This is a genomic window from Spiroplasma tabanidicola, assembly GCF_009730595.1.
GTDB classification, from domain to species: domain Bacteria; phylum Bacillota_I; class Bacilli_A; order Mycoplasmatales; family Mycoplasmataceae; genus Spiroplasma_A; species Spiroplasma_A tabanidicola.
This window is the reverse complement of record NZ_CP046276.1, coordinates 1,123,435-1,144,783: the sequence shown is the minus strand read 5'-3', so window position 1 is coordinate 1,144,783 and position 21,349 is coordinate 1,123,435. Positions and strand designations below refer to the sequence as shown.

The 21,349-nt window shown below is 27.1% G+C and carries 21 protein-coding genes and 3 tRNA genes; 20 read left to right on the top strand and 4 right to left on the bottom strand.

Annotated elements, in window-relative coordinates:
- Positions 1-28 precede the first annotated feature (28 nt).
- The 5 genes from pflA to STABA_RS06110 all read left to right on the top strand — a co-directional run bounded on the left by pflA (position 29) and on the right by STABA_RS06110 (position 2,111).
- On the top strand, positions 29-805 hold the full coding sequence (gene pflA / locus STABA_RS05105) for a pyruvate formate-lyase-activating protein (protein WP_156007214.1): 777 nt from the start codon (positions 29-31) through the stop codon (positions 803-805).
- A gap of 64 nt (positions 806-869) precedes the next feature.
- Positions 870-1,127, top strand: a complete 258-nt coding sequence (locus STABA_RS05100; RefSeq protein ID WP_156007212.1) for a hypothetical protein — start codon at positions 870-872, stop codon at positions 1,125-1,127.
- Positions 1,128-1,136: 9 nt separating this feature from the next.
- Complete coding sequence (locus STABA_RS05095; protein WP_156007210.1) at positions 1,137-1,409, top strand: hypothetical protein; 273 nt, start codon at positions 1,137-1,139, stop codon at positions 1,407-1,409.
- A 109-nt stretch (positions 1,410-1,518) separates the two neighbouring features.
- Entirely contained in the window at positions 1,519-1,872 is a 354-nt protein-coding gene (locus STABA_RS05090; RefSeq protein ID WP_156007208.1) for a DDE-type integrase/transposase/recombinase, read from the top strand.
- Complete coding sequence (locus tag STABA_RS06110) at positions 1,812-2,111, top strand: integrase core domain-containing protein (RefSeq protein WP_156007206.1); 300 nt, start codon at positions 1,812-1,814, stop codon at positions 2,109-2,111. The genes STABA_RS05090 and STABA_RS06110 overlap by 61 nt, the downstream gene beginning before the upstream one ends.
- Here STABA_RS06110 and STABA_RS05080 read toward each other — a convergent pair.
- A complete protein-coding gene (locus STABA_RS05080; RefSeq protein WP_156007204.1) occupies positions 2,058-2,825 on the bottom strand; it encodes a type III pantothenate kinase in 768 nt (255 codons plus the stop codon). The genes STABA_RS06110 and STABA_RS05080 overlap by 54 nt on opposite strands.
- A gap of 133 nt (positions 2,826-2,958) precedes the next feature.
- Between STABA_RS05080 and glnA the strand changes: the two genes are divergently transcribed.
- The 5 genes from glnA to STABA_RS05055 all read left to right on the top strand — a co-directional run bounded on the left by glnA (position 2,959) and on the right by STABA_RS05055 (position 8,363).
- The gene (glnA, locus tag STABA_RS05075) at positions 2,959-4,293 is read left to right on the top strand and encodes a type I glutamate--ammonia ligase (RefSeq protein WP_156007203.1); all 1,335 of its coding nucleotides are present in this window, start codon (positions 2,959-2,961) and stop codon (positions 4,291-4,293) included.
- A gap of 113 nt (positions 4,294-4,406) precedes the next feature.
- On the top strand, positions 4,407-4,838 hold the full coding sequence (gene coaD, locus STABA_RS05070; RefSeq protein ID WP_156007201.1) for a pantetheine-phosphate adenylyltransferase: 432 nt from the start codon (positions 4,407-4,409) through the stop codon (positions 4,836-4,838).
- Positions 4,838-5,824 carry a phosphate acetyltransferase gene (pta, locus tag STABA_RS05065; RefSeq protein WP_156007199.1) on the top strand — a complete coding sequence of 329 codons (987 nt, stop codon included), beginning with the start codon at positions 4,838-4,840 and terminating at the stop codon, positions 5,822-5,824. The genes coaD and pta overlap by 1 nt, the downstream gene beginning before the upstream one ends.
- Complete coding sequence (locus tag STABA_RS05060; protein WP_156007196.1) at positions 5,825-7,018, top strand: acetate kinase; 1,194 nt, start codon at positions 5,825-5,827, stop codon at positions 7,016-7,018.
- Positions 7,019-7,079: 61 nt separating this feature from the next.
- Positions 7,080-8,363, top strand: coding sequence for a hypothetical protein (locus STABA_RS05055; protein ID WP_156007194.1), 1,284 nt, complete (start codon positions 7,080-7,082; stop codon positions 8,361-8,363).
- 28 nt (positions 8,364-8,391) lie between these two features.
- Here STABA_RS05055 and STABA_RS05050 read toward each other — a convergent pair whose 3' ends face one another.
- On the bottom strand, positions 8,392-10,296 hold the full coding sequence (locus STABA_RS05050) for a M13 family metallopeptidase (protein WP_156007192.1): 1,905 nt from the start codon (positions 10,294-10,296) through the stop codon (positions 8,392-8,394).
- Positions 10,297-10,431: 135 nt separating this feature from the next.
- Here STABA_RS05050 and STABA_RS05910 point away from each other — a divergent pair, with 135 nt between their 5' ends.
- From STABA_RS05910 to STABA_RS05000, 10 genes are all read left to right on the top strand, one after another.
- Positions 10,432-13,476, top strand: coding sequence for a 2-oxo acid dehydrogenase subunit E2 (locus STABA_RS05910; protein ID WP_246157323.1), 3,045 nt, complete (start codon positions 10,432-10,434; stop codon positions 13,474-13,476).
- 94 nt (positions 13,477-13,570) lie between these two features.
- A tRNA-His gene (locus tag STABA_RS05040) sits at positions 13,571-13,646 on the top strand.
- An 84-nt stretch (positions 13,647-13,730) separates the two neighbouring features.
- Complete coding sequence (gene guaA / locus STABA_RS05035) at positions 13,731-15,272, top strand: glutamine-hydrolyzing GMP synthase (RefSeq protein WP_156007190.1); 1,542 nt, start codon at positions 13,731-13,733, stop codon at positions 15,270-15,272.
- 17 nt (positions 15,273-15,289) lie between these two features.
- Entirely contained in the window at positions 15,290-16,759 is a 1,470-nt protein-coding gene (gene guaB / locus STABA_RS05030; RefSeq protein WP_156007188.1) for an IMP dehydrogenase, read from the top strand.
- Between the two features lie 59 nt (positions 16,760-16,818).
- The gene (locus STABA_RS05025) at positions 16,819-18,075 is read left to right on the top strand and encodes a hypothetical protein (RefSeq protein ID WP_156007186.1); all 1,257 of its coding nucleotides are present in this window, start codon (positions 16,819-16,821) and stop codon (positions 18,073-18,075) included.
- Positions 18,056-18,505 carry a hypothetical protein gene (locus tag STABA_RS05020; RefSeq protein WP_156007184.1) on the top strand — a complete coding sequence of 150 codons (450 nt, stop codon included), beginning with the start codon at positions 18,056-18,058 and terminating at the stop codon, positions 18,503-18,505. The genes STABA_RS05025 and STABA_RS05020 overlap by 20 nt, the downstream gene beginning before the upstream one ends.
- Positions 18,506-18,523: 18 nt before the next feature.
- Positions 18,524-18,751, top strand: coding sequence for an acyl carrier protein (locus STABA_RS05015; RefSeq protein WP_156007182.1), 228 nt, complete (start codon positions 18,524-18,526; stop codon positions 18,749-18,751).
- A 3-nt stretch (positions 18,752-18,754) separates the two neighbouring features.
- On the top strand, positions 18,755-19,189 hold the full coding sequence (locus STABA_RS05010) for a transcriptional repressor (protein ID WP_156007180.1): 435 nt from the start codon (positions 18,755-18,757) through the stop codon (positions 19,187-19,189).
- 54 nt (positions 19,190-19,243) lie between these two features.
- A tRNA-Trp gene (locus tag STABA_RS05005) sits at positions 19,244-19,319 on the top strand.
- Between the two features lie 39 nt (positions 19,320-19,358).
- A tRNA-Trp gene (locus tag STABA_RS05000) sits at positions 19,359-19,434 on the top strand.
- A gap of 37 nt (positions 19,435-19,471) precedes the next feature.
- Here the strand turns inward: STABA_RS05000 and STABA_RS04995 are convergent.
- Together STABA_RS04995 and STABA_RS04990 are read right to left on the bottom strand one after the other, a co-directional pair.
- Positions 19,472-20,326, bottom strand: a complete 855-nt coding sequence (locus tag STABA_RS04995) for a DegV family protein (protein WP_156007178.1) — start codon at positions 20,324-20,326, stop codon at positions 19,472-19,474.
- A gap of 27 nt (positions 20,327-20,353) precedes the next feature.
- Positions 20,354-21,196 carry a DegV family protein gene (locus tag STABA_RS04990; RefSeq protein ID WP_156007176.1) on the bottom strand — a complete coding sequence of 281 codons (843 nt, stop codon included), beginning with the start codon at positions 21,194-21,196 and terminating at the stop codon, positions 20,354-20,356.
- Between the last annotated feature and the right edge of the window lie 153 nt (positions 21,197-21,349).

Here is a 21,349-nt window from a genome sequence, read left to right as displayed (position 1 = left end):
TAAAAGGTACTCTCCTTTTATTGAAAAGATGAGTCAAGAAATAAAAGATCATAAAACAGGATATTATAGTAGTACGGAAAGTTTTGGCGCTGTTGATGGCCCAGGGATTAGATTAGTAATATTTTTACAAGGTTGTTTCTTCAAATGTAAATATTGTCACAATCCAGAAACAATTGAATTTAAACATGAAAAAACAATTAGTGTTGATGAGATTTTAGCTATGTATAAAAAAAATGAAAACTTTTACAAAAAAGGTGGAATAACTCTTTCTGGAGGAGAAGCAACTGCCCAAATTGATTTTTGTATTGAAGTTTTTAAAGCAGCTCAAGCAAAAGGAATTAATACTTGCTTAGATACTTGCTTAGGAACATATCAAGAAATTCCAGCAGTTCAAGAAAAGTGAAAAGAACTTTTAAAATATACCGATTTAATACTTGCAGATTTAAAACATATAGATAATGAAAAACATATTAATTTGACATCAAGACCAAATACAAATGTTTTACAAGGAATTAAATTTTTAGATGATAACAATGCTAAAATGTGAGTAAGACACGTTTTAGTTCCAGGCTATACAGATGATGAGCAAGATTTATTAAAAATGGGAAAATTTGTTGGAACTTTAAAAAATATGGAAAGATTTGAAATGCTACCATATCATAATATGATGATTCCAAAATACGAAAATTTAAAAATGAGGTTTTATTTAAAAGATGTTGAACCTCCAACCAAAGATTATGTTGTTAAATGTAGAGAAATTGTCGAAAGAGGTATGCAAATAAAAAAGAGTAATTTGAACATCTAAAATAAAATTGACAGTAAAAAAGTACTTTTATTGTTAAAATTTTATTGAAAGGTGTTCTTTTTATATGGCAAAACAATGATTAAAAAATGAAAAAATTAAAATAATTGAAGAATCTAAAAAAATAGGAATAACAAATGCTGCATTAAAATATGATGTTATCACTAGTACAATCAATAGATGAAGATCTGAATTTAAAACTAAAGGTGAAGGCGTTCTTGAATGAGGGAATGGAATTCAAACAAAAGGAAATATAAAGAAATTTAAGTCTCATGATTGAATTTTTAAAGACCCTGTTGATATGACAACAGAAGAATTAAGATAAGCATTAAAATTGGAGCGAGCACTAAAAAAGCATTTGGCGAAGACAACTAAGAAAAAGTACTTCGTCATTTTTAATTGCTCAAAAAAGTTTACTTTAACCTTAGTTTGTAAATATCTAGGTGTTTCAAGATTTGGTTATTTACAATGACTAAAAAACGGAAAACCTATGAATAAAAACTATAATCGAATATTAGCTATCAAAATCAAACTTATTTTTCACTTATTTAAAAAACGATTTGGATACAATATGATGACTTTACTTTTGAATAAATATTTTAATTAAAATTTAAAACCATGAGTTGTTTATAGATATATGAAACTAATAATTTAAAAGCAGTTCGAAAAAAAGAGTACCTAAATATGATAAGTCTGGTCCTTTGAGATATGATAATTTGTTAAATAGAAATTTTAAATCATATAGTTTAAATCAAAAATGAGTTACGGATGTAACTTATATAAAAACTGATTCAGGAAATGCATATTTATCTGTTATAAAAGATTTGTATAACTCCGAAATTGTAGATTGAAAGTTATCTAATAGTCCTAATGGTAAATTATGTTATACAAATCTTATATCTGCAATTAAAAAGAGAGGTGCTCATGATATTATTCACTCTGATCAAGTAGCCCTTATACCAATGAAACATGAAAAAGTTTATGTGACGATAACAAGATTAGTATATCTATGTCAAGAAGAGATAACTCTCATAATAATGGAGCGTGTGAATCATTTTTTGGAACAATAAAAAATGAATGCATTTATACTTATAAAACAAAAGAGCTAAACTATTCAAATATATACACAATAATTTCAGATTATATTGATTTTTATAATTATGTTAGACCTAACTTGAAGCATAAAAAAAACTCCATAAGAAATTCGTATGGAGAAAGTATCTTTTTAATGTCAATTTTAATTGACAAGTACAAATTAACCCTCTTTTTTTATTTGCTTATACACTTCAATTATACCTTCGAAAATTAATTGCTCATTTAAAGTATAATTTAATTCAAATATATCATCTTCAAAAATATTTGCTATTCCACCAGTAATTATGACCTTATCAATTGTAAATTTAGTTTTAAAATATTCTATTAAACCCTTAATCATAAAAAAATGTCCGTTACAAGCTCCTAGATTAATTGCATCATTGGTTGTTTTTCCGATATCTACATTTGTTTTTGCATATACAAAGTTTTTTAGTAAAGACGCTTTACTTATTAAACCATCAATGGATGTTTCCAAACCTGGAGATATACTTACTCCTTGAAATTTTTTATTTTGTACAACAAATATTGTTGTAGCAGTTCCCATTGAAATCACAGCTACATTATCAAGTTTGTGTTTTAACTTAACAGCACTAAAGTTTGCTAAAATGTCAGCTCCAATATTTTCAACACCTTCTAAATTAAAATCGCTATTATTAATAACTAACTCATTTCTAAAGTTATAAACTTTTACTCCAACACTTTGACCTAACGCTCTTATAATATCATTTCATTCTGGAACAACAGAGCAATAAATAATTTCATCAAAACCTATATTTTTACTTAATATTTTTCTTTTTAATCTTGAGCTTGATTTAAATTCTTTTTCATGAGTTTCTGGTCTAAAAATTTTTGTCATAATATTTGTTTTTTTATTTCAAACTCTAAAATCAACAGTAGAGTTACCAACATCAACTAATAAAACATTCATATCTTATCTCCTAAATATAATAATTTTAACAAATATAAAAATTTAATATCTGTCAAAACTTATTTAAATTAAAAAATTTATTAATTACTTAATAAAGTTATTTATATATAATAGATTTAGTGGAGATATAAAAATGAAAAAAGAAGACATTATTGCAATAATTAAAAAAGAAAACATAAAATTCATTAAATTACAATTTACAGATATGTTAGGTATGTTAAAAAGTTTAGAAATACCTGCAACTAATATTGATAAAGCTTTAAATAATGAAGTTATTTTTGACGGATCTTCTGTTAAAGGATTTGCAAAAATTGATGATGCAGATATGTATTTATATCCTGATTTAAGTACTTGACTTATTTTAGAAAGCGAAACTACTGAAGATTACAAAGTGGGAAGATTCTTATGTGATGTATTTACATCAAAAAAAGAGCACTTTCATAGTGATCCAAGAAGTATATTAAAAAATTGTATACAAAAAATGAGAGATTTAAAAATTGGACATACTTTTAATGTTGGAGTTGAACCTGAATTTTTCTTATTCAAATTAGATGAAAATAAACAACCAATTTTAGAACATACTGATAATAGTGTTTATTTTGATACTCCAGCTTTAGATGTGTCATTTAAAGTGAGAAGAGAAATAATGTTTGAATTACAAAAAATGAATTTTAAAATGGAAGTTTCTCACCATGAAGTATCAAATTCTCAACACGAAATTAACTTTGAATATTCAAATGCATTAGATACTTGTGATAAATTACAAACTTTTAAAGTTTTAGTTAAATCTGTTGCTAAAAGGTATGGCATGTATGCAACATTTATGCCAAAACCAATTAAATCAATAAATGGAAGTGGAATGCATGCAAACTGCTCAATAGCTGACGAAAATAATAATAACTTATTTTATGATGAATCTAAACCAAATGGTTTAAGCGATATGGCAATATACTTTATTAATGGAGTTTTAAAAAATGCAAAATCTATTTCACTATTAACAAACTCAACAGTTAACTCATTTAAAAGATTAGTTCCTGGTTATGAAGCGCCTTGTTATATTGCATGAAGTGATTGTAATAGATCAACTATGATAAGAATTCCTGCTGCAAATAAACACGCAAAAAGAATCGAAGTAAGATCAGTTGATTCAAGTTGTAATCCATATCTAGCATTAAGTGCAATTTTAATGGCAGGAATTGATGGAATACAAAATAAACTTAAATCTTATGAACCAATTAAAAAAAACTTGTTTAATTTATCAGAAGAAGAAAAAAATCAATTAAAAATAGATAATTTACCAATTGATTTAAATGATGCGATAAAGTACTTTAAAGAATCAAACTATATAAAAGATTTTTTAGGAGAAGAATTATTTAATAAGTTTATAGATTATAAACAAAATGAATGAGAAGAATATAAAACTGAAGTTACAGAATGAGAAATAAAAAAATATTTCAATTACTACTAAAAAAACAAAGCATTTGCTTTGTTTTTTTAAAAAATTTTTCTTAAAAAGGGGAAAAAAGCAAAAGAATTTCATAAAAATAGAATAAAATAATAAAGATATTGAAGTAGAGGTAAATTATGATTGCTATATATCCTGGAAGTTTCAATCCGTTTCATCAAGGACATTTGGACATACTAAACAAAGCAGTTAAACTATTTTCAAAGGTATACATAGTAATAACTAAGAATATAGCAAAAGAGTTGGAACCAAATTTAGCAAGTAGAGTTATTCAAGTTAAAAACTTTACAAAAGAAGTAAAAAACTGTGAAGTATTGATAAATCAAGATGAGTTAACAGCAGATTTTGCAAAAAAACTTAATGCAAGTTATATCATTAGAGGTGTTAGAAACGAAGCTGATTTTTCTTATGAAAGAGAAATTTATGATGTTAATAAATATTTAAATCCAAAACTTGAAACAATAATTTTAATTGCTGATTCTGAAAAGAGAGAAATATCATCTACTAGTATTAAAGAGATTGAGTTATATAAGAGAGGGAAAAAATAATGTTTACAATAGAAGATATAAAAAAACAAATATTAGAACATCATAAAAAAATAAGATTGGTTTTTCCAGAAGGTGTAGAAAGTAAGATAATAGAAGTTGCCACTAGAATTCAAAAAGAAGGATTAGCTGATGTTAATTTATTATTTAATGGGAGTTTTGAAGTGCCAAAAGATTTAGACCCTGGACTTAAATATACAGTTGTAAAAGAATCTTTAAATGAAGATATGTTACAAAGAATTTTAGAAATTAGAAAAGGTAGATTAGAGGTTCATGATGCGGTAGTTTTAGTTCAAAAAAGAAACTACTATGGAGCATTATTAATTGATATGGATTTAGCAGATGCAATGGTTTGTGGTTTAAATTATACAACAGCAGACACATTAAGAGCAGCTTTGCAAATTGTTAAAACTTCAGAAAATTATTCAATTGCTTCATCAATATTTATTATGCATAAAGGAGAAGAAGATTATATATTCACTGATTGTGCTTTAAATGTTGATCCAGACTCAAAAAATTTAGCAGATATTGCATATATGGCAGCAAGGTTTGCATTAAAGTTGAATGTTAAAAATGTAGAAGTTGCAATGTTAAGTTATTCAACAGCAGGTTCTGGCTCAGGTCCCACAGTTGATAAAGTAAAAAAAGCAGTAGATAGATTAAAAGGTATGGAAGATGATACTAATGGGTTTTTATTTGATGGAGAAATGCAATTTGACAGCGCATTTATAAAAGCCGTTAGAGATAAAAAATATCCTAATTCAAGAATAACTAAAGAAAAACCAGACGTTTTTGTTTTTCCAGATTTAAATGCTGGTAATATAGGTTATAAAATTGCTCAAAGACTTGGAGGTTTTGAAGCAATTGGACCATTTATATTAGGATTAAGAAAACCAGTTAATGATTTATCAAGAGGAGCAACTGTTGAAGATATTTACAAAACCTCAGTTGTAACAATTTATCAAGCTATTATGAAGGGAGCAAAATAAATGATTTTAGTAGTAAATGCAGGAAGTAGTTCAATTAAGTTTAAGTTATATGAAACCAATGACAAAAACAGTCCATTACCAATTGTCGAAGGATTAGCTGAAAGAATTGGTGTTGATGGAGCATTAACTATAAAAATAGAAGATCAAAAGTATGAATATAATGATAGATATGATAACCATTTAATGACTGTTGAATCAATTTTAAAACATTTTAAAGAGTTAAATGTTATTAAAAATGAGTTAGATATTGAAGGAATTGGATTTAGAATAGTTCATGGTGGAGATAAAATTGTTAAACCTGTTGAACTAACTGATCAAAACAAACAAGCTGTTGAAGATAATATTAAATTAGCGCCTTTACACAATCCGGGTGCATTAACAGCTATAAATGCTTTTCAAAAGGGTTTACCAAAAGCAAAATTAGTTGGATGTTTTGATACTTCATTCCACCAAACAATGCCTGCTAAAAATTATTTGTATTCTGTTCCATTAAAATGATATGAAAACCATAAAGTAAGAAAATATGGTTTTCATGGAATTAGTTTTGATTATATAACTGAAAAAGCTAGTCAAATATTAAATAAAAATAAAAATGATCTAAATCTTGTAATTTGTCACTTGGGAAACGGAGCAAGTATGTGTTGTGTAAAAAATGGTGAATCATATGACACAACAATGGGTTTAACTCCATTAGCAGGATTGATGATGGGAACAAGATGCGGAGATATCGACCCATCAATTATTGAGTATATGGCAAAAGAATTAAATCAAGATGTTTATCAATTGACCAATTCTTTAAATAAAGAATCAGGTTTATTAGGAGTAAGCAAAATTTCTAGTGACATGAGAGAAGTTTCAAAGGCTGCAATTGAAAATCACGATGAAAAAGCATTAGTTGCATTAGAAATGTATACACAAAGAATTGCAGAATATATTTTAAAATTTGCAAATCAATTAGAAGGTAAAGTAGATGCAATTGTATTTACTGCAGGAATTGGAGAAAATTCATTTATTACAAGAAAATTAGTAATAGATAAAGTTCATTTATTAAATCTTAAATTGGATAATGAAACAAATTTAAGAGAATATGATGATTATTTAGAAATATCAACAAACGAATCTGCTATAAAAATTATAAAAATTAGAACAGATGAAGAGTTAATGATTTGTAAAGAAACTTTGAAATTTTTATAATTAAAATAATTTATTTAAATTATATTGTAATTTGCTAAAATATTTAATAGGAGGCTTTTTAATGAAGATTAATAAGAATTTTGAGTTTTCTTTAAAATTAATGGTACTAATTGGTTTAGTATCATTTTTAATTTTTGATTTCATTAGAATATTGATATCACCAAAACCATCTCTTGATGGTATTCCGGTTTTAGAAAGATTTAGCCATTACTATGCATTTTTTACAACACAATCTAATTACTTAGTTGTAATTTATCTTTTTTATAGTTTATTTACTCAATATAGTTATAATAAAAAACCACCGTTTGGAATTGAACTTGGAGTAACTGTTTATATAACTTTGACAATGGTTGTATTTTGAGCAGGAATTGTAACTCAGCATACTCATACAGGTAATGTTGCTAAAGTTAGAGCGAGTGATTGATTTACAACTTGTATTTTGCATTTATTTGTTCCTTTTATAATGATAACTAATTTTATTCTATCTTCTGGAGATACTTATTATAGTCCAAGAGTACATGCTCGATTTTCATTATATGGTATAACCATTTATCCTGTTTTATACTCATTTTATGCAGTTATTAGAGGAGAGTTTCGCTGAGAAACTTATGGTCCTGAGTTTTTTTCCAAGGCTTATATTTGTGAAAATGGAGTATGAAAAGTAAATCCAAAAGGACCTTGGTCAACTGATCTTATTGCATTTGCTGATAAAGTAAATCCATATAATAGTGAAATGTGATATCCATATTGATTTATGAATTTACATAATGGTCAATTAAAAACAACAGATATTGTAACAGGTCAAGAAAGAATTTGACAAAGTTATGATAAATCAGAATCAATGATATTAGGTCAAGTTGTTATGGGCTACCTATTTATAATTTCTTTAGTTGTTTTTTTTCAATATTTATATTTATTTATAAATAACGTGAAATATTATAGATGACATGATATTGATGGAAATTTAATCTCAAAAGCTGAACATGATTATTGATTAAGATTTAGAAAATTTAAAAGACAAGAAGCAAGAAGCGAAAGAAAATTAATAAGATTAGAAATGAAAAAAGAGTATAAAGATTGGTTGAAAAGTTTAAAAAATCTTTCTACCAAAGAAAAATTAATCAAATTAATAGAATTTAGAAATAATCGTACATTAAAAAATGGTTTGAAAAAAGCAGACATTAAAAAGTTGAACTTAGAAAAAAAACAACATAAAATTGCTTTAAAACAAATCCTAAATGAAGCAAAAACAAAAGATAGAGCTATAATAAAACAAAATTTAAGAGATGCTGCTTGATACGCAAAACTTGTCAAAAAAGGAATAGCAACAAGAAGAATAGAGTAATTAAAAACACGCTTTTGCGTGTTTTTAATTACCAAATTTTTATACGATCTTCTGGCGCTTTATACATTTCGTCACCAGGTTTTGTTTCATAAACTTCGTGAAACTTATCAATATTAATAACTATACCATTACATCTAAATTGTTCAGGTGAGTGAGGATCTGTTGCTAATCTTGTATTTCTTTCTTCTGGAGTAATAATTCTGCTTCATACTAAAGCGTAATTTTCAAAAAACCCTTTAATATCTTCTGGATTTTCTTTTAAACATATATCAAGTGCAGCACTTAATCCGCCTAAATCTCCAATGTTTTCACCAAGTGTTAAATTTCCATTAACGTGTGTACCATTTATTTCATAAGCATTATATTGTTCTACTAATTTTTGTGTTCTTTCTTTGTATTTTTTGTAATCTTCTTCTTTTCATCAATTTTTAAAGTTACCATCTTTGTCAAATTGGCTTCCTTGATCATCAAAACCGTGACTTACTTCATGTCCAATTACAGCGCCAATTCCACCACAGTTTTTAGCTTTTGATTGATCAATACTATAGAATGGTAATTGTAAAATTCCAGCTGGGAAACATATCTCATTTGAAGTTGGATTATAATACGCATTTACAGTTTGAGGGTACATATGTCATTTAGACTTATCTACAGGTTCATTAATTTCTCTTAAATTTTTATCTCTGAAGTGTAATCTAATATTTTTTGTATTTTCATATAAAGAACCACCATCATTGTAATCTTTAATCTCAATTTTACTAAAATCTTCTCATTTATCAGGATATCCAATTTTAACTGTAAAAGAATTTACCTTTTCTAATGCTTTTACTTTTGTATCTTCACTCATTCATTCTAAGCTTTTAATTCTAGATTTATATGATTCAAATAACCCATTAACTATTGATAAAACATCTTTTTTTGCTTCTTCAGAAAAGTGTTTTTTTACATATTCTTTTCCAATTAATTCTCCAAGTAATGAACTTGTAAACCCAACAGCTCTTTCATTATCTGGTCTCATTTCTTTAACACCACTAAATATAGAACTGTATTCAAACATAATCTTGTGTAATTCTGTGCTTAATAATCCAGCAAAACTTGTAACAACATCAAATTTTAATAAGTCTTTAATATCTTCAATGCTCAATTTATTCAACTGTGCTTCAAGTCCTGATAAATAAGCTGGTTCTGTAACAATAATTTTTTTTGCTTTAATATATCCAGTTTCTTCTAAAAATCTTTTTCATCCATAACTTGGATTTAAATTTTCCAATTCTTCAACTGTTAATACATTATAAATTCTTGATGGATTTCTTTTTTCTTCATTTTTTAGCATTATTTTACTTAGTTCTAATTCAAAATTATAAACTAATTCAAATAAGCTTTTTGATGAAAATCTGATCGGACTAACTTTAGAAGAAAAAATTTCTATAAAATTTTTATATGCTTTTTTAATTTCTGCATGTCTTTTGTGAGATTCTTCATAAAAATCTTTATCTCTCATTCCCAATCCCATTGGAGACAATCCTAATGCTCTAAGATTGCTATCTTCAAAGTCTGAATCAATACCAAAATCCACAAAGAAAGCGAATCCAAATTTTTTTGAAAGTTCTATTAATGTTGTTGTTAAGTCTTTTTTATCTTTTAATTTATCAATAATTTCAATAATTGGTAAGATTGGGTTTACTCCTTGTTCGTCTCTTTTGTCATAATTTAAATAGTTATTAAATAATGCAACAATTTTCTTTTGATCGTCATTTAAATTTGATGATTTACTCATGTCTAAAATCAAATTTTCAACATCAGTAACTGATTTTTTGTGTAGTTGTTCAAAACTTCCTCAAGTTGCATAACCTTTTGGAAATTCTGCAGTTTCAATTCACTCACCATTTACGTGTAAGTAAAAATCATCTTGTGCTCTAACTTTTTTGCTCATTTTTTTAAAACCCCTTTCTTATTGATTATATAGGAAAATAGAGTTTTATTATAGAATGTTATATAATTATTGATAGGTTAATTACACTTAAAAATTGGGTAAAAAAATGGTATAATAGGAAAGAACGGGGATAGTGTGGTACATTTAAGGGCTAGAAATTTACCTCAAAAAGGTATCTTAACAGAGTGACTATTTACTGGTGAAGACATCTCTTTTGGAGATGATTTTGCTCTTATAAAATTAGATGATAAAAGTACTGTGACTATTAAATCAAACTATAATGGAGTTGTTGTTAAAACAATTAAGATAGGCAGCCCTGTTAAAAATGGAAGTATTCTTGCAAATATTGCTATTGGAGAAAAAGAAATAGCTAAGTTTAAAAATAGATTTACAAATCCCGGAAATGTTGAAAATACTGTTGTTAAAGGAATTTATATTCCTGATGAGGTTCAAGTTGAAAAACTTCAACCTGTAGAAAGTGATGCAGATCAATTTTCTGGAGCTGTTGTTTATAACAGATATAACCAAGCTATAACTCCTTTCTCAAGTGGTGAAGATGACATTGTCGATAGTGTTGAAAAATACAAAAAGTTGGAGGAGAGGGATGTAAAAATGACACAGAGCAATAATTCTGCAAGCGACAGATTTGCTCAAATGAGAGCTAATATACAAAATTCAATAAAAAACTCTCCACAAAAAAAAGTTTTGGGAGATCTTTCTTCTGAAGAATTACTAAAAATAGATAATCAAGAAATGATAAAAAGTGGAGGAAACATCTTTGAAAAACAAGATGGAGTAGGTCCTAGTAAATTTAGACAAATGATTCAAGCAAGAAAAGAAAAATTATTGCAAGAGCATAATTATAAAGAAGTTAATACAGAACAACATGTCGATGCTATGTCTAAATTAGACGAAAATGGTCGTCCTTTGATAATGAGAAATATTATTGCTTCTAGAATTGAAAAATTAAATAAGGGTGGCGGAGACCCTAGCGTCTTAGAAAGAGATATAGTTGCAACAAAAGAAAATGCAATTATGGATAAAGATAGACAAAAACCTCAGGAGGTGAGTCAAATGCCAAAACAACCAATACAACAACAAAGTTGAGCTGAAAGAGGAAGCAAAAATCTAGAGGTTAGAAACGATGATGTTTTTATGAGAGCAAAAGCCAGTGAAGATGGTGATTTTGGTACTTCATTTGGAGCATATGTTTATGATAGTGAAGCAACTTTAATTGATGCAAATGACTTGAATCCGTATGGAGGTTTTGTAATGCCACAAAAAAAACCTGAACAATTAATAAATGAAATTGATAATAAACAACAAAAAACATATGCAGAATCAAAATTATCAAATTTATATGATGTAAATAAACGTTGAAATTTAATGAAAAATAGAGATGAAAGAAGTACTATTCTTTCTAGAAGAAGAGCAGTAGAACAAGGTTTGGATGAAAGCATTCCGAAATATGTTCAATATTTGCAAGAAGGGAAAATCCCTCAACAATTTCTTCAACCAGTTACAATTACAGATCCTAATACTGGCCAATCAATGCAAGTTCCATATGGGGAGTCTCCAGCTGGAAAAAGAGAATTTGAATCATGATTAAGAGCAAGCAATTTATATACTTCATATTTAGAAGTAAAAAATGATCAACAAAATGGTGTTGTTTATAGTAATACAAAACAACAAGCACACGAAAATTTTGAACATCAAAAAAACTGGTTTTCTGCTAATGAATTTTATAAACCAGAGCAAAACACGACAATGACAGTAACTCAAGAAGTTCCTGACACAACACCAAAAAAAGTGCAAAAACAAATCAAAAAACAACTTGATGAAGTTGGAGGAGAATATATCAATTTGGCTGGAAATCAAGCAAATGAAACTATCACATATTTACAAAAACAAATTAATGATTTACAAACTGCGTTAATACAACAAAATCAATTAAATCAAGCAACCCAAAGAGTAAACACAGTAAGTTCTTTAAATGGAGGAACAGATACTTTCTCTCAATTAATGCAATATATATTAATGCAAAACTTAATTCAAAATATACCATTAGGTTCAGGAAAAGTTTCAAATGATGATATTAAAGGAATTATTAAAAGAGAAATTGATGATTTCAAATATGATTTAAAAAGAGCATCAGATCCAAACTATCAAAACCATTTTTATAACCAACCAAATCAGTTTTATCCTCAACAAAATCCTCAACCAAATCAGTTTTATCCTCAACAAAATCCTCAACAAAACCATTTTTATAACCAACCAAATCAGTTTTATCCTCAACAAAATCCTCAACCAAATCAGTTTTATCCTCAACAAAACTATCCTAATCAACAACAGTTTGATGAAAATTTAACGAATCAAATGAATCAACAAAATAAAAATTATGATGATATGCAAACTGTAAATTTTGAAAAAAATAGTAATGAAGAATCAATTGGCTATATGGAATTTGAAGGTGAAGATGAGAATAAAATGGTAACAAGAGAGAAAGTTAATGAAAATAGAAATCAAGCTGTAAAATCAATGATTTTAAGTCAAAATTATATTCCGCCATTAACTATTTCTACAGAAGTTGATATGTCTTCAATTTTAAAATTAAAACACTTATTAAAAACAACTCACAATAGTATTAAATTTTCTACAATCTCATTTATTGTAAAATCAATAAGTGTCGCTTTAGAAGAACATCCTAAACTAAATTCTAGTTATGATCCTGAAACAAATGAAGTTGTTATTAAGCAATATCATAATATTGGATTAGCAACAGAAACTAGTGAAGGATTAATTATTCCAGTTTTAAAATTCGTTGAAAAAATGTCAATTAAAGATGTTGCAATTGATATTAAAGAAATTACTCAAAGATTAAGAGCGGGAGAATTGTACAACTATGAAGTTGAAGGAAGTACAATAACAATTGCTAACTATGGAAACATTGGAGCAATTCAAGCTACTCCAACTATCTTTTATCCAAATGCAGCAGTAGTTGGTGTTGGTAAAGTTGTTAAAAAACCTGTTGTTGTAAGTAATGAAAAACTTGCAATTAAGGCTATGATGAATATTAGTTTAACTATTGATCAAAGAATTATTGATGCAGCAGAAGCGGGAAAATTTTTGGCAAAAGTAAAAGAAATTTTAGAAAGACCTGAAATTTTAACTGTAACATAATTAAAAGTAACTTATAAAAAGTTACTTTTTTTAATGTTTTTATTATTATTTATGAATCAAATCTTTTTTTTAGTATAATAATAAAGTTAATATGGCGTGTGTGGCGAAGTGGTTAACGCTCCGGATTGTGGTTCCGGCATTCGAGGGTTCAATTCCCTTCACACGCCCCATTTAAAGAAAACATCTCACAACTTAACTTGTGAGTTTTTTTTATTTTTTTTGTTAAAATTATCATAGACTTATAGGAGATTTAAATGGAAGACACACAGATTATAATTTTAGATTATGGTAGTCAATATACTCAACTTTTATCAAGAAGAGTTAGAGAAATTGGGGTATTTAGTGAAGTTATATCATTTACAACTACAGCAATAGATTTAAAAAAATATAAAAACCTGAAGGGTATTATTTTATCAGGTGGCCCTTCAAGTGTATACGCACAAGATGCATATACAATCGATAAAGAAATCTTTAATTTAAATATACCAATTCTTGGAGTTTGTTATGGAATGCAATTGATGGCAGAAATTAATGGTGGAAAAGTAGAACTAGCAGATAATCAAGAGTTTGGAAAAGCAACTTTGTTTATTGATAAGACAAGTGACAAATTGTTTAAAAATATTAGTGACAAAAAACAAGTATGAATGAGCCATGCTGATCATTTGATAAAAATGCCAGAAGGGTTTGAACAAATTGCTCATTCAGATGCATCAATTGCAGCTATTTCTAATGATGCTAAAAAAATGTATGGTATTCAATTTCATGCAGAAGTAACTCATACCCAAGAAGGTACACAAATGATAGAAAACTTTGTTTATGATATTTGTGAAGCAAAAAAAGATTGAAGTATGAACATTTTTATTGACCACAAAGTAAAAGAAATTAAAGAAGTTGTAAAAAAAGAAGAAGTTATTTTAGGGCTTAGTGGAGGAGTAGATTCTTCTGTTGCAGCAGCTTTAATATCAAAAGCGATCGGAAAACAATTAACTTGTATTTTTGTAGATACAGGATTATTAAGAAAAGATGAAGCAAAAAAAGTTATGGATGCATACTCAAAACTTTTTGATATGAATATCAAATTAGTTGATGCAAGTGATCAATTTTATAAAGCTTTAGAAAACGTTAAAGATCCAGAAGATAAAAGAAAAATTATTGGAAAACAATTTGTTGATGTTTTTAATGAGCAAGCAAAATTAATGAAAAATGCAAAATTTTTAGCACAAGGAACAATTTATCCTGATGTAATTGAATCATCATCTAAAAATCACAGTTCAAAAATGATTAAATCACATCATAATGTTGGAGGTCTACCTGATAATTTAAACTTTGAATTATTAGAACCTTTAAGGACCTTATTTAAAGATGAAGTTAGAGAAGTTGGAAAACAACTAGGACTTGATGAAAAAATTATAAATCGCCATCCTTTCCCAGGCCCAGGTTTAGGAATTAGAATTATAAATGAAGTAACAAAAGAAAAAGCAGATATATTAAGAGAAGTTGATGATATATTTATTAGTAAGTTATTTAAATACGACTTGTATAATAAAGTTAGTCAAGCATTTGCAACAATCCTTCCTGTTAAAACAGTTGGAGTAATGGGAGATAATCGTACATATGATTATGTAGTTGCATTAAGAAGTGTAAATACAATTGATTTTATGACAGCAAATGCAAGTCATTTACCATGAGAATTATTAGAAGAAGTAACAAATGAGATCATTAATAAAGTCAGTGGAGTAAATCGTGTAGTTTATGATATAACTTCAAAACCACCAGGAACCATTGAGTGAGAATAGTTAAAGGGGATTAAAATATGAACAAGGACAATTTATTTGGAAAAATAATTGGAGAAGGAATAACCTTTGACGATGTTTTATTAGTACCAAATTACTCAGAAGTTTTACCAAATGAAGTTAGTTTAAAAACACAACTTACTCCAAAAATTACATTAAACATGCCAGTTATAAGCGCTGCTATGGATACAGTTACTGAAGCTGATTTAGCAATTGCAATGGCAAGAGAAGGTGGATTAGGAATAATTCATAAAAACTTAACAATTGAAGAGCAAGCATTAGAAGTTTCAAAAGTTAAAAGAAATGAATCTGGATTCATAAAAGATCCAATTACGGTATTTAAAAATAATACAATTGAAGAAGCGATGAAAATAATGTCAACATATAAAGTATCAGGACTTCCTGTAATTGATGACAACAAAAAACTTATTGGAATTATTACAAATAGAGATATTAAATATATTAAAAGTACCAACTTTATTGTTGAAGAAGTTATGACAAAAGAAGGTTTAATTACAGGAACTCCAGAAACAACTATTGAAGAAGCAAAACAAATAATGGTAAAAAACAAAATTGAAAAATTACCAATTATTGATAAAGAAGGAACAATAAAAGGTTTAATAACTACAAAAGATATAGATAAAGCAATAAGTTATCCATATGCATGTAAAGATCAACAAGGAAGATTAAGAGCCGGTGCTGCAGTTGGTGTTGGAGAAGATACAATGCCAAGAGTTAAAGCTTTAGTTGAAGCTGGGGTTGATGTAATCGTGGTTGACTCAGCACATGGTCATAGTAAAAGCATTTTAGAAGTTATTAAGAATATTAGAAAACGATACCCTGACTTAAACATAATCGGAGGAAATGTTTGTACTGCATCCGGAGCAAAAGCGTTGTATGAAGCAGGGGCAAATTCTGTGAAAGTTGGAGTAGGTCCAGGAAGTATTTGTACAACAAGAGTTGTTGCTGGAGTTGGGGTTCCGCAAATTAGTGCTATAAATGAAGTTTATGAATGAGCAAAAGATAAAGATGTTACAATTGTAGCTGATGGAGGAATTAAATATTCTGGCGACATTGTCAAGGCATTAGCGGCTGGAGCAAATTGCGTGATGCTTGGTAGTATTTTTGCAGGAACAGAAGAATCTCCTGGAGAAGAAATTATTGCAAATGGTAAAAAGTATAAAACTTATGTTGGAATGGGTTCGCTTGCTGCAATGAGCAGAGGAAGTAAAGATAGATATTTCCAAAAAGATGCAAAAAAATTAGTTCCAGAAGGTATTGAAGGTAGAGTTCCTTTTAAAGGACATGCAAAAGATGTAATCTTTCAATTAAACGGAGGATTAAGAAGCGGTATGGGATATACCGGAAGTAAAGACATTGATGATTTAAGACATAATACTAAATTTGTAAAAATTACTTCTGCTAGTTTAAGAGAATCACATCCTCATGATGTTGAATTAACAAAAGAATCTCCAAACTATAATAAATAAAAATACTAAATTTTGAAAAAGTTTAGTATTTTTTTTCGATTATATACTAGGAGGTACATATGATTACAGAAGTGCAATACCAACGTGATGTAGGACAACTTAAAAATAATGACGATATTGGAAATAAAGTAACTATCGAAACTAACAAAGATGGTTTTTTATCAATGGATGTTGTTTTTGTTAATCAACAATTTTATATAGGTAAAGAAAAGTATTATCGACTTTTAATTAGACCTACTATAAAAGATGACGCTTGGTCAAAAATTTCTAGAGATTCTTACAATAAAGAAATAAATATATCAATTGAAAAAACTGAAATTAATATGGCTATTGATTCAGATTTTGGAGCTGAAGGTATTAAACTAGATTGAGGAAAAAATAATCAAACTGAAAAAAATATCATAAAAAAAATGTTATTTAAAATTAAAAATACTAAGTTATCTCAAATGTCTAATGTTGAGTTTAGAGAAATATTGGTTCCTATTAAAGATATCAGAAATAATAAAATTATGAGAATCAGTTTTACTTTAAATAGTTCTTATACAATCAGTGGTTTTGATAATAATACAAGCGGACATATAATAATTGATTTAAGACCTTTTACAACAGTTGTTGACACAAGCATTTTGTTACATGATTATGTTTATTTAAATTTACAAAATGATTATGATAAAACAAACTTTAAAAGAAAAGTGCTTGTTAAAAAATTATTTACAATTGAAATATTTGAAGATACCAATAGAATTGATTTTGATTTAAATATTAAAAATATAAATTATTTTTTTTATGATGAAATAAAAAACTCACAAGTTTTAGGATTAAACTTAAAAACTTTTATGGATAGATTAAAAATTGGTCAAAATAATAATAAAGTAGTTGAAGCTACTTGAGATATTAATTCAAAAGACATAAAAAAATTTTATGATCTTAAAAAACCAAATCCAATTTTTCAATTAGAGTCAGAAAATGATTATGCCTTTAAAACAAATGTTAAAACAGAATATAATATACAAAAAAATATAGTTAGAGAAAGTGAATATGGGAGAAATGGAATTGTAAAAAATCCAAATATTGATGATAAAGTAACATTTAGCTGAAATATAAACTTTGGTGGATTAATTTTAAATTTATTTAAAAATATAAATACTATTGATTTATCAAACTTACTTGTTCAAATAGAGTCAGTTAACTTTGAAATTAAAAAAGCATATGAGCTAAATATAACAAATTCAGATTTATTAAATTTTGCATTTGATGATAATGATATTGAAACGGTTATAGATTATATTATAAAAAATGAAAAAGATATTATCTAAAGTATTTATTCCGTTTTTAGTAGTAACAGCTTTTTTATCTATAACGACTGTTGTTTTAATAAAATATGTTGTTAAATCAAATACAGATATAATTGAAAACACAAATGCAAATAATGATAATGATAAAGAAGATAAAAATAGTGAAAATATTGTGAATGATTTTGTTGAAAATAATTTAACTATAAATTTTAGTAAATTAGAAAAAATTAAAATTTTAGTCTTAGATGGTAAGGAACCTTTTATAAATATCGATATGTTTAAATATTATTTTTTAAAGCATTTTAAAAGTTTAGGTCCTAAAAAAGAAACCATAAAATTGCAGTTTAATTTTGATGAATTATTAAAGCCTAAAATAGTAAAAGTTTTTTATAATAGCGAAAAATTTTTAAATACACATTTTTTATGATATTTTATGACAAAATATATATAATATTAAATGGTGATTAGAATGAATTATTTTGAAGAAATAAAAAGAACTCTTATAAATAAAGGAGCTAAAGCAGCAATTACTAAAGATACAGAATTAAAATCTTTAGGGTTGGACTCACTAGATCTTATGGACATGGTAGTTTTTTTAGAAGAAAAACTTGATATAACTTTATCAGATGATCAATTAATGGGCATGAATACTGTAAATGATCTAGTAAAAATAATCGAATCTTTAGCTAAAAACTAAAATATGTATGACGAGTTATACAAAGAATATATAAATATTCTTAAAAAAAATAAAATTAAAATCACTTACGTAAGACAATGCATTTTAAAAATAATAGCATCAAGAAAACATTTTACTACAAGTGAATTAATATCAGAATTAGAATCACAAATGGATACAGTTAATGTTATGTCAGTTTACAATAACATTGATCTATTCTTAAACTTAAATCTATTGCTTGCAAACAGCTTAAACGGTAAACAAATAGTTTATGAGGCTGCTGCACCTAAATTAATACATATAAATTGTTATAAGTGTAAGAAATTTGAGCATATAAATTATTCTTCGATAGATGAGAAGGTTTCTGAAGTTTTAAAACCATTAATTGAAAAATTTGATTTTTGTATTGATTATTTTAAACTTGATGTATACGGTCTTTGTAAGGATTGTAGAAAGTAAAAAAAATAAATAACTCTTTTTTGTACAAAATAATGTATAATCTAAGAGTTATCTAGGGGTATAGTTCAGCTGGTAGAACATCGGACTTCAAATCCGAGTGTCGTGGGTTCAAGTCCTGCTACCCCTGCCAAACAGGAAGTAAACCTTGCGATTGTAAGGTTTTTTATTTAGGGATATAGTTCAGTTGGTAGAACATCGGACTCCAAATCCGAGTGTCGTGGGTTCAAGTCCTGCTATCCCTGCCAAGTAAGGTAAAAAAACGATTAGGTTTTCTAATCGTTTTTATTTTTCCATTTTTTTATCATAGATTAAGAAACCAACAGTTTCTAATCCGGCGTGGCAAGGGAAGGGAGTTGGTATTATTTCATCATCATAATCAATTTTTAACTCTTCAAATTTACTTTTAATTTGATTTAAAAACTTTTCGCTAATTAATTCAGTTCTAACAAGAATTATTTTATAAGCATTTTTAAATTTCTCCTTAATATTATCAAGTAGTTTATCAATAATTGATCCAATAGTTCTACCCATTGCAGCTTTTTTAGGTTTTAATCCTCATTGAATTGCAATTTTTTGTTTTAAAAATTTTAAGACTGAAAGCAATAAAGATTGCGCTCTACCACCTTTTGCTAATTTTTTTAAATCACTTGGAATTAAATAAATCAATGAGTTATCTTCTCATAGTTTTATTTTTTCTAAATAATCTTTTATTTCAAGACTTTCATCTTTTGTCATATCGTTTAAAATAAGTGCTAATCTACCTAATAGATTTGCTGCTAAATAATGATCAACAACAGTTACTTTTCCTAAAAACTCTTCATCTTTAGAAGTCATAACTGCAGTTTGAGCCATCCCTGATAAATTTGTAGGAATGGGTAAATGAATAATATGATCATATTTTTTCAACATTTCTTCATATTTTAAAATTAGTTCTCCTGGAGAAGCTTGACTGGTTGTCACATTAACCCCATTATGAATTTGTTCATAAACATTATTTAAATCTCTTTGTTCTTTTGTATCAAGAATATCTTGCGTATTTTTTATAATAATATGAAGTGGAATCACTTCAATGTTTGTGTTGGCGATTTTATCGGGCTCAAGACCAGTTGAACTATCTACCAAAATTCCTATTTTCATATGTTTTCCTCCTAATTATTGCGAATTTTATTTAATATTTGTGTCTCATATAGATAGAGCAAATGTATCTCTACCTGTATGGCATGTAATTGTGTTTGGGATATCTTCTTTCAAACGAATTTTAAATCCTTTTTCTTCGATTGCTGCGAGTACAAATTTTAAAGTTTCTTCATCTGTTCTTGAATATGACACATCTAACTCCATAGTTTTAGACTTCGTTCTTTTACGCAATAACTCTAGAGCTTCTAAAATTGCTTTTTTAAAAGTTCTTGTTTTTCCTTCTTTATCAATTTTCCCATCATATTTTAAGATAGGATTAATTTTTAAAAACTTTGCCATTGAGGCTGCTGCTTTTGAAATTCTTCCACCTCTAACAAGTTGATCTAATGTTTTTGGAATGATAAAACATTTAAAATTATTATTTCTAGATTCAATAACTTCTAAAATTCCTTGTCCAGTTTTTCCTTCTTTTATAAGCTCAATTGTATCTAAAACTTGCTGTTTTAAAACAACGCTAACACCATTTGTATCCACTACAAAAACTTTACCTGCATATTTTTCATCTTTAGCTAGCATGTTATATGTTTCAAACTGGCTTGATAAGCCTTTTGACAATAATAAACATACAATATTGTCATAACTTTTTAACAGTTCATCTCATTTTTTCATCATAACACCTGGTATTGTCATTGATATTTTTAACAATTGGCTATCGTTTAATTTATAAAACTCATCAAAACTAAAATGTTCGTCGTCACTAATTTGTTCTCCATTTTCCTTTGTAATCATTAATGGAACTAGATGCAAATCTTTGAAATCTTTTATATTTTTTATTCCCGCTGATGAATCTATAATAACTGCTACTTTCATTTAACTCTCCCTTCGCTATATATAGTTAATAATAAGTATTAGTATATTTTAAACTATTACTTATGACTACACAAACTTTTTTAGTTGCATAGTTATATATAAGACAAAATTATTATATAATTGTTTTGTAATCATTCCTAGTGTAAAAGGAGA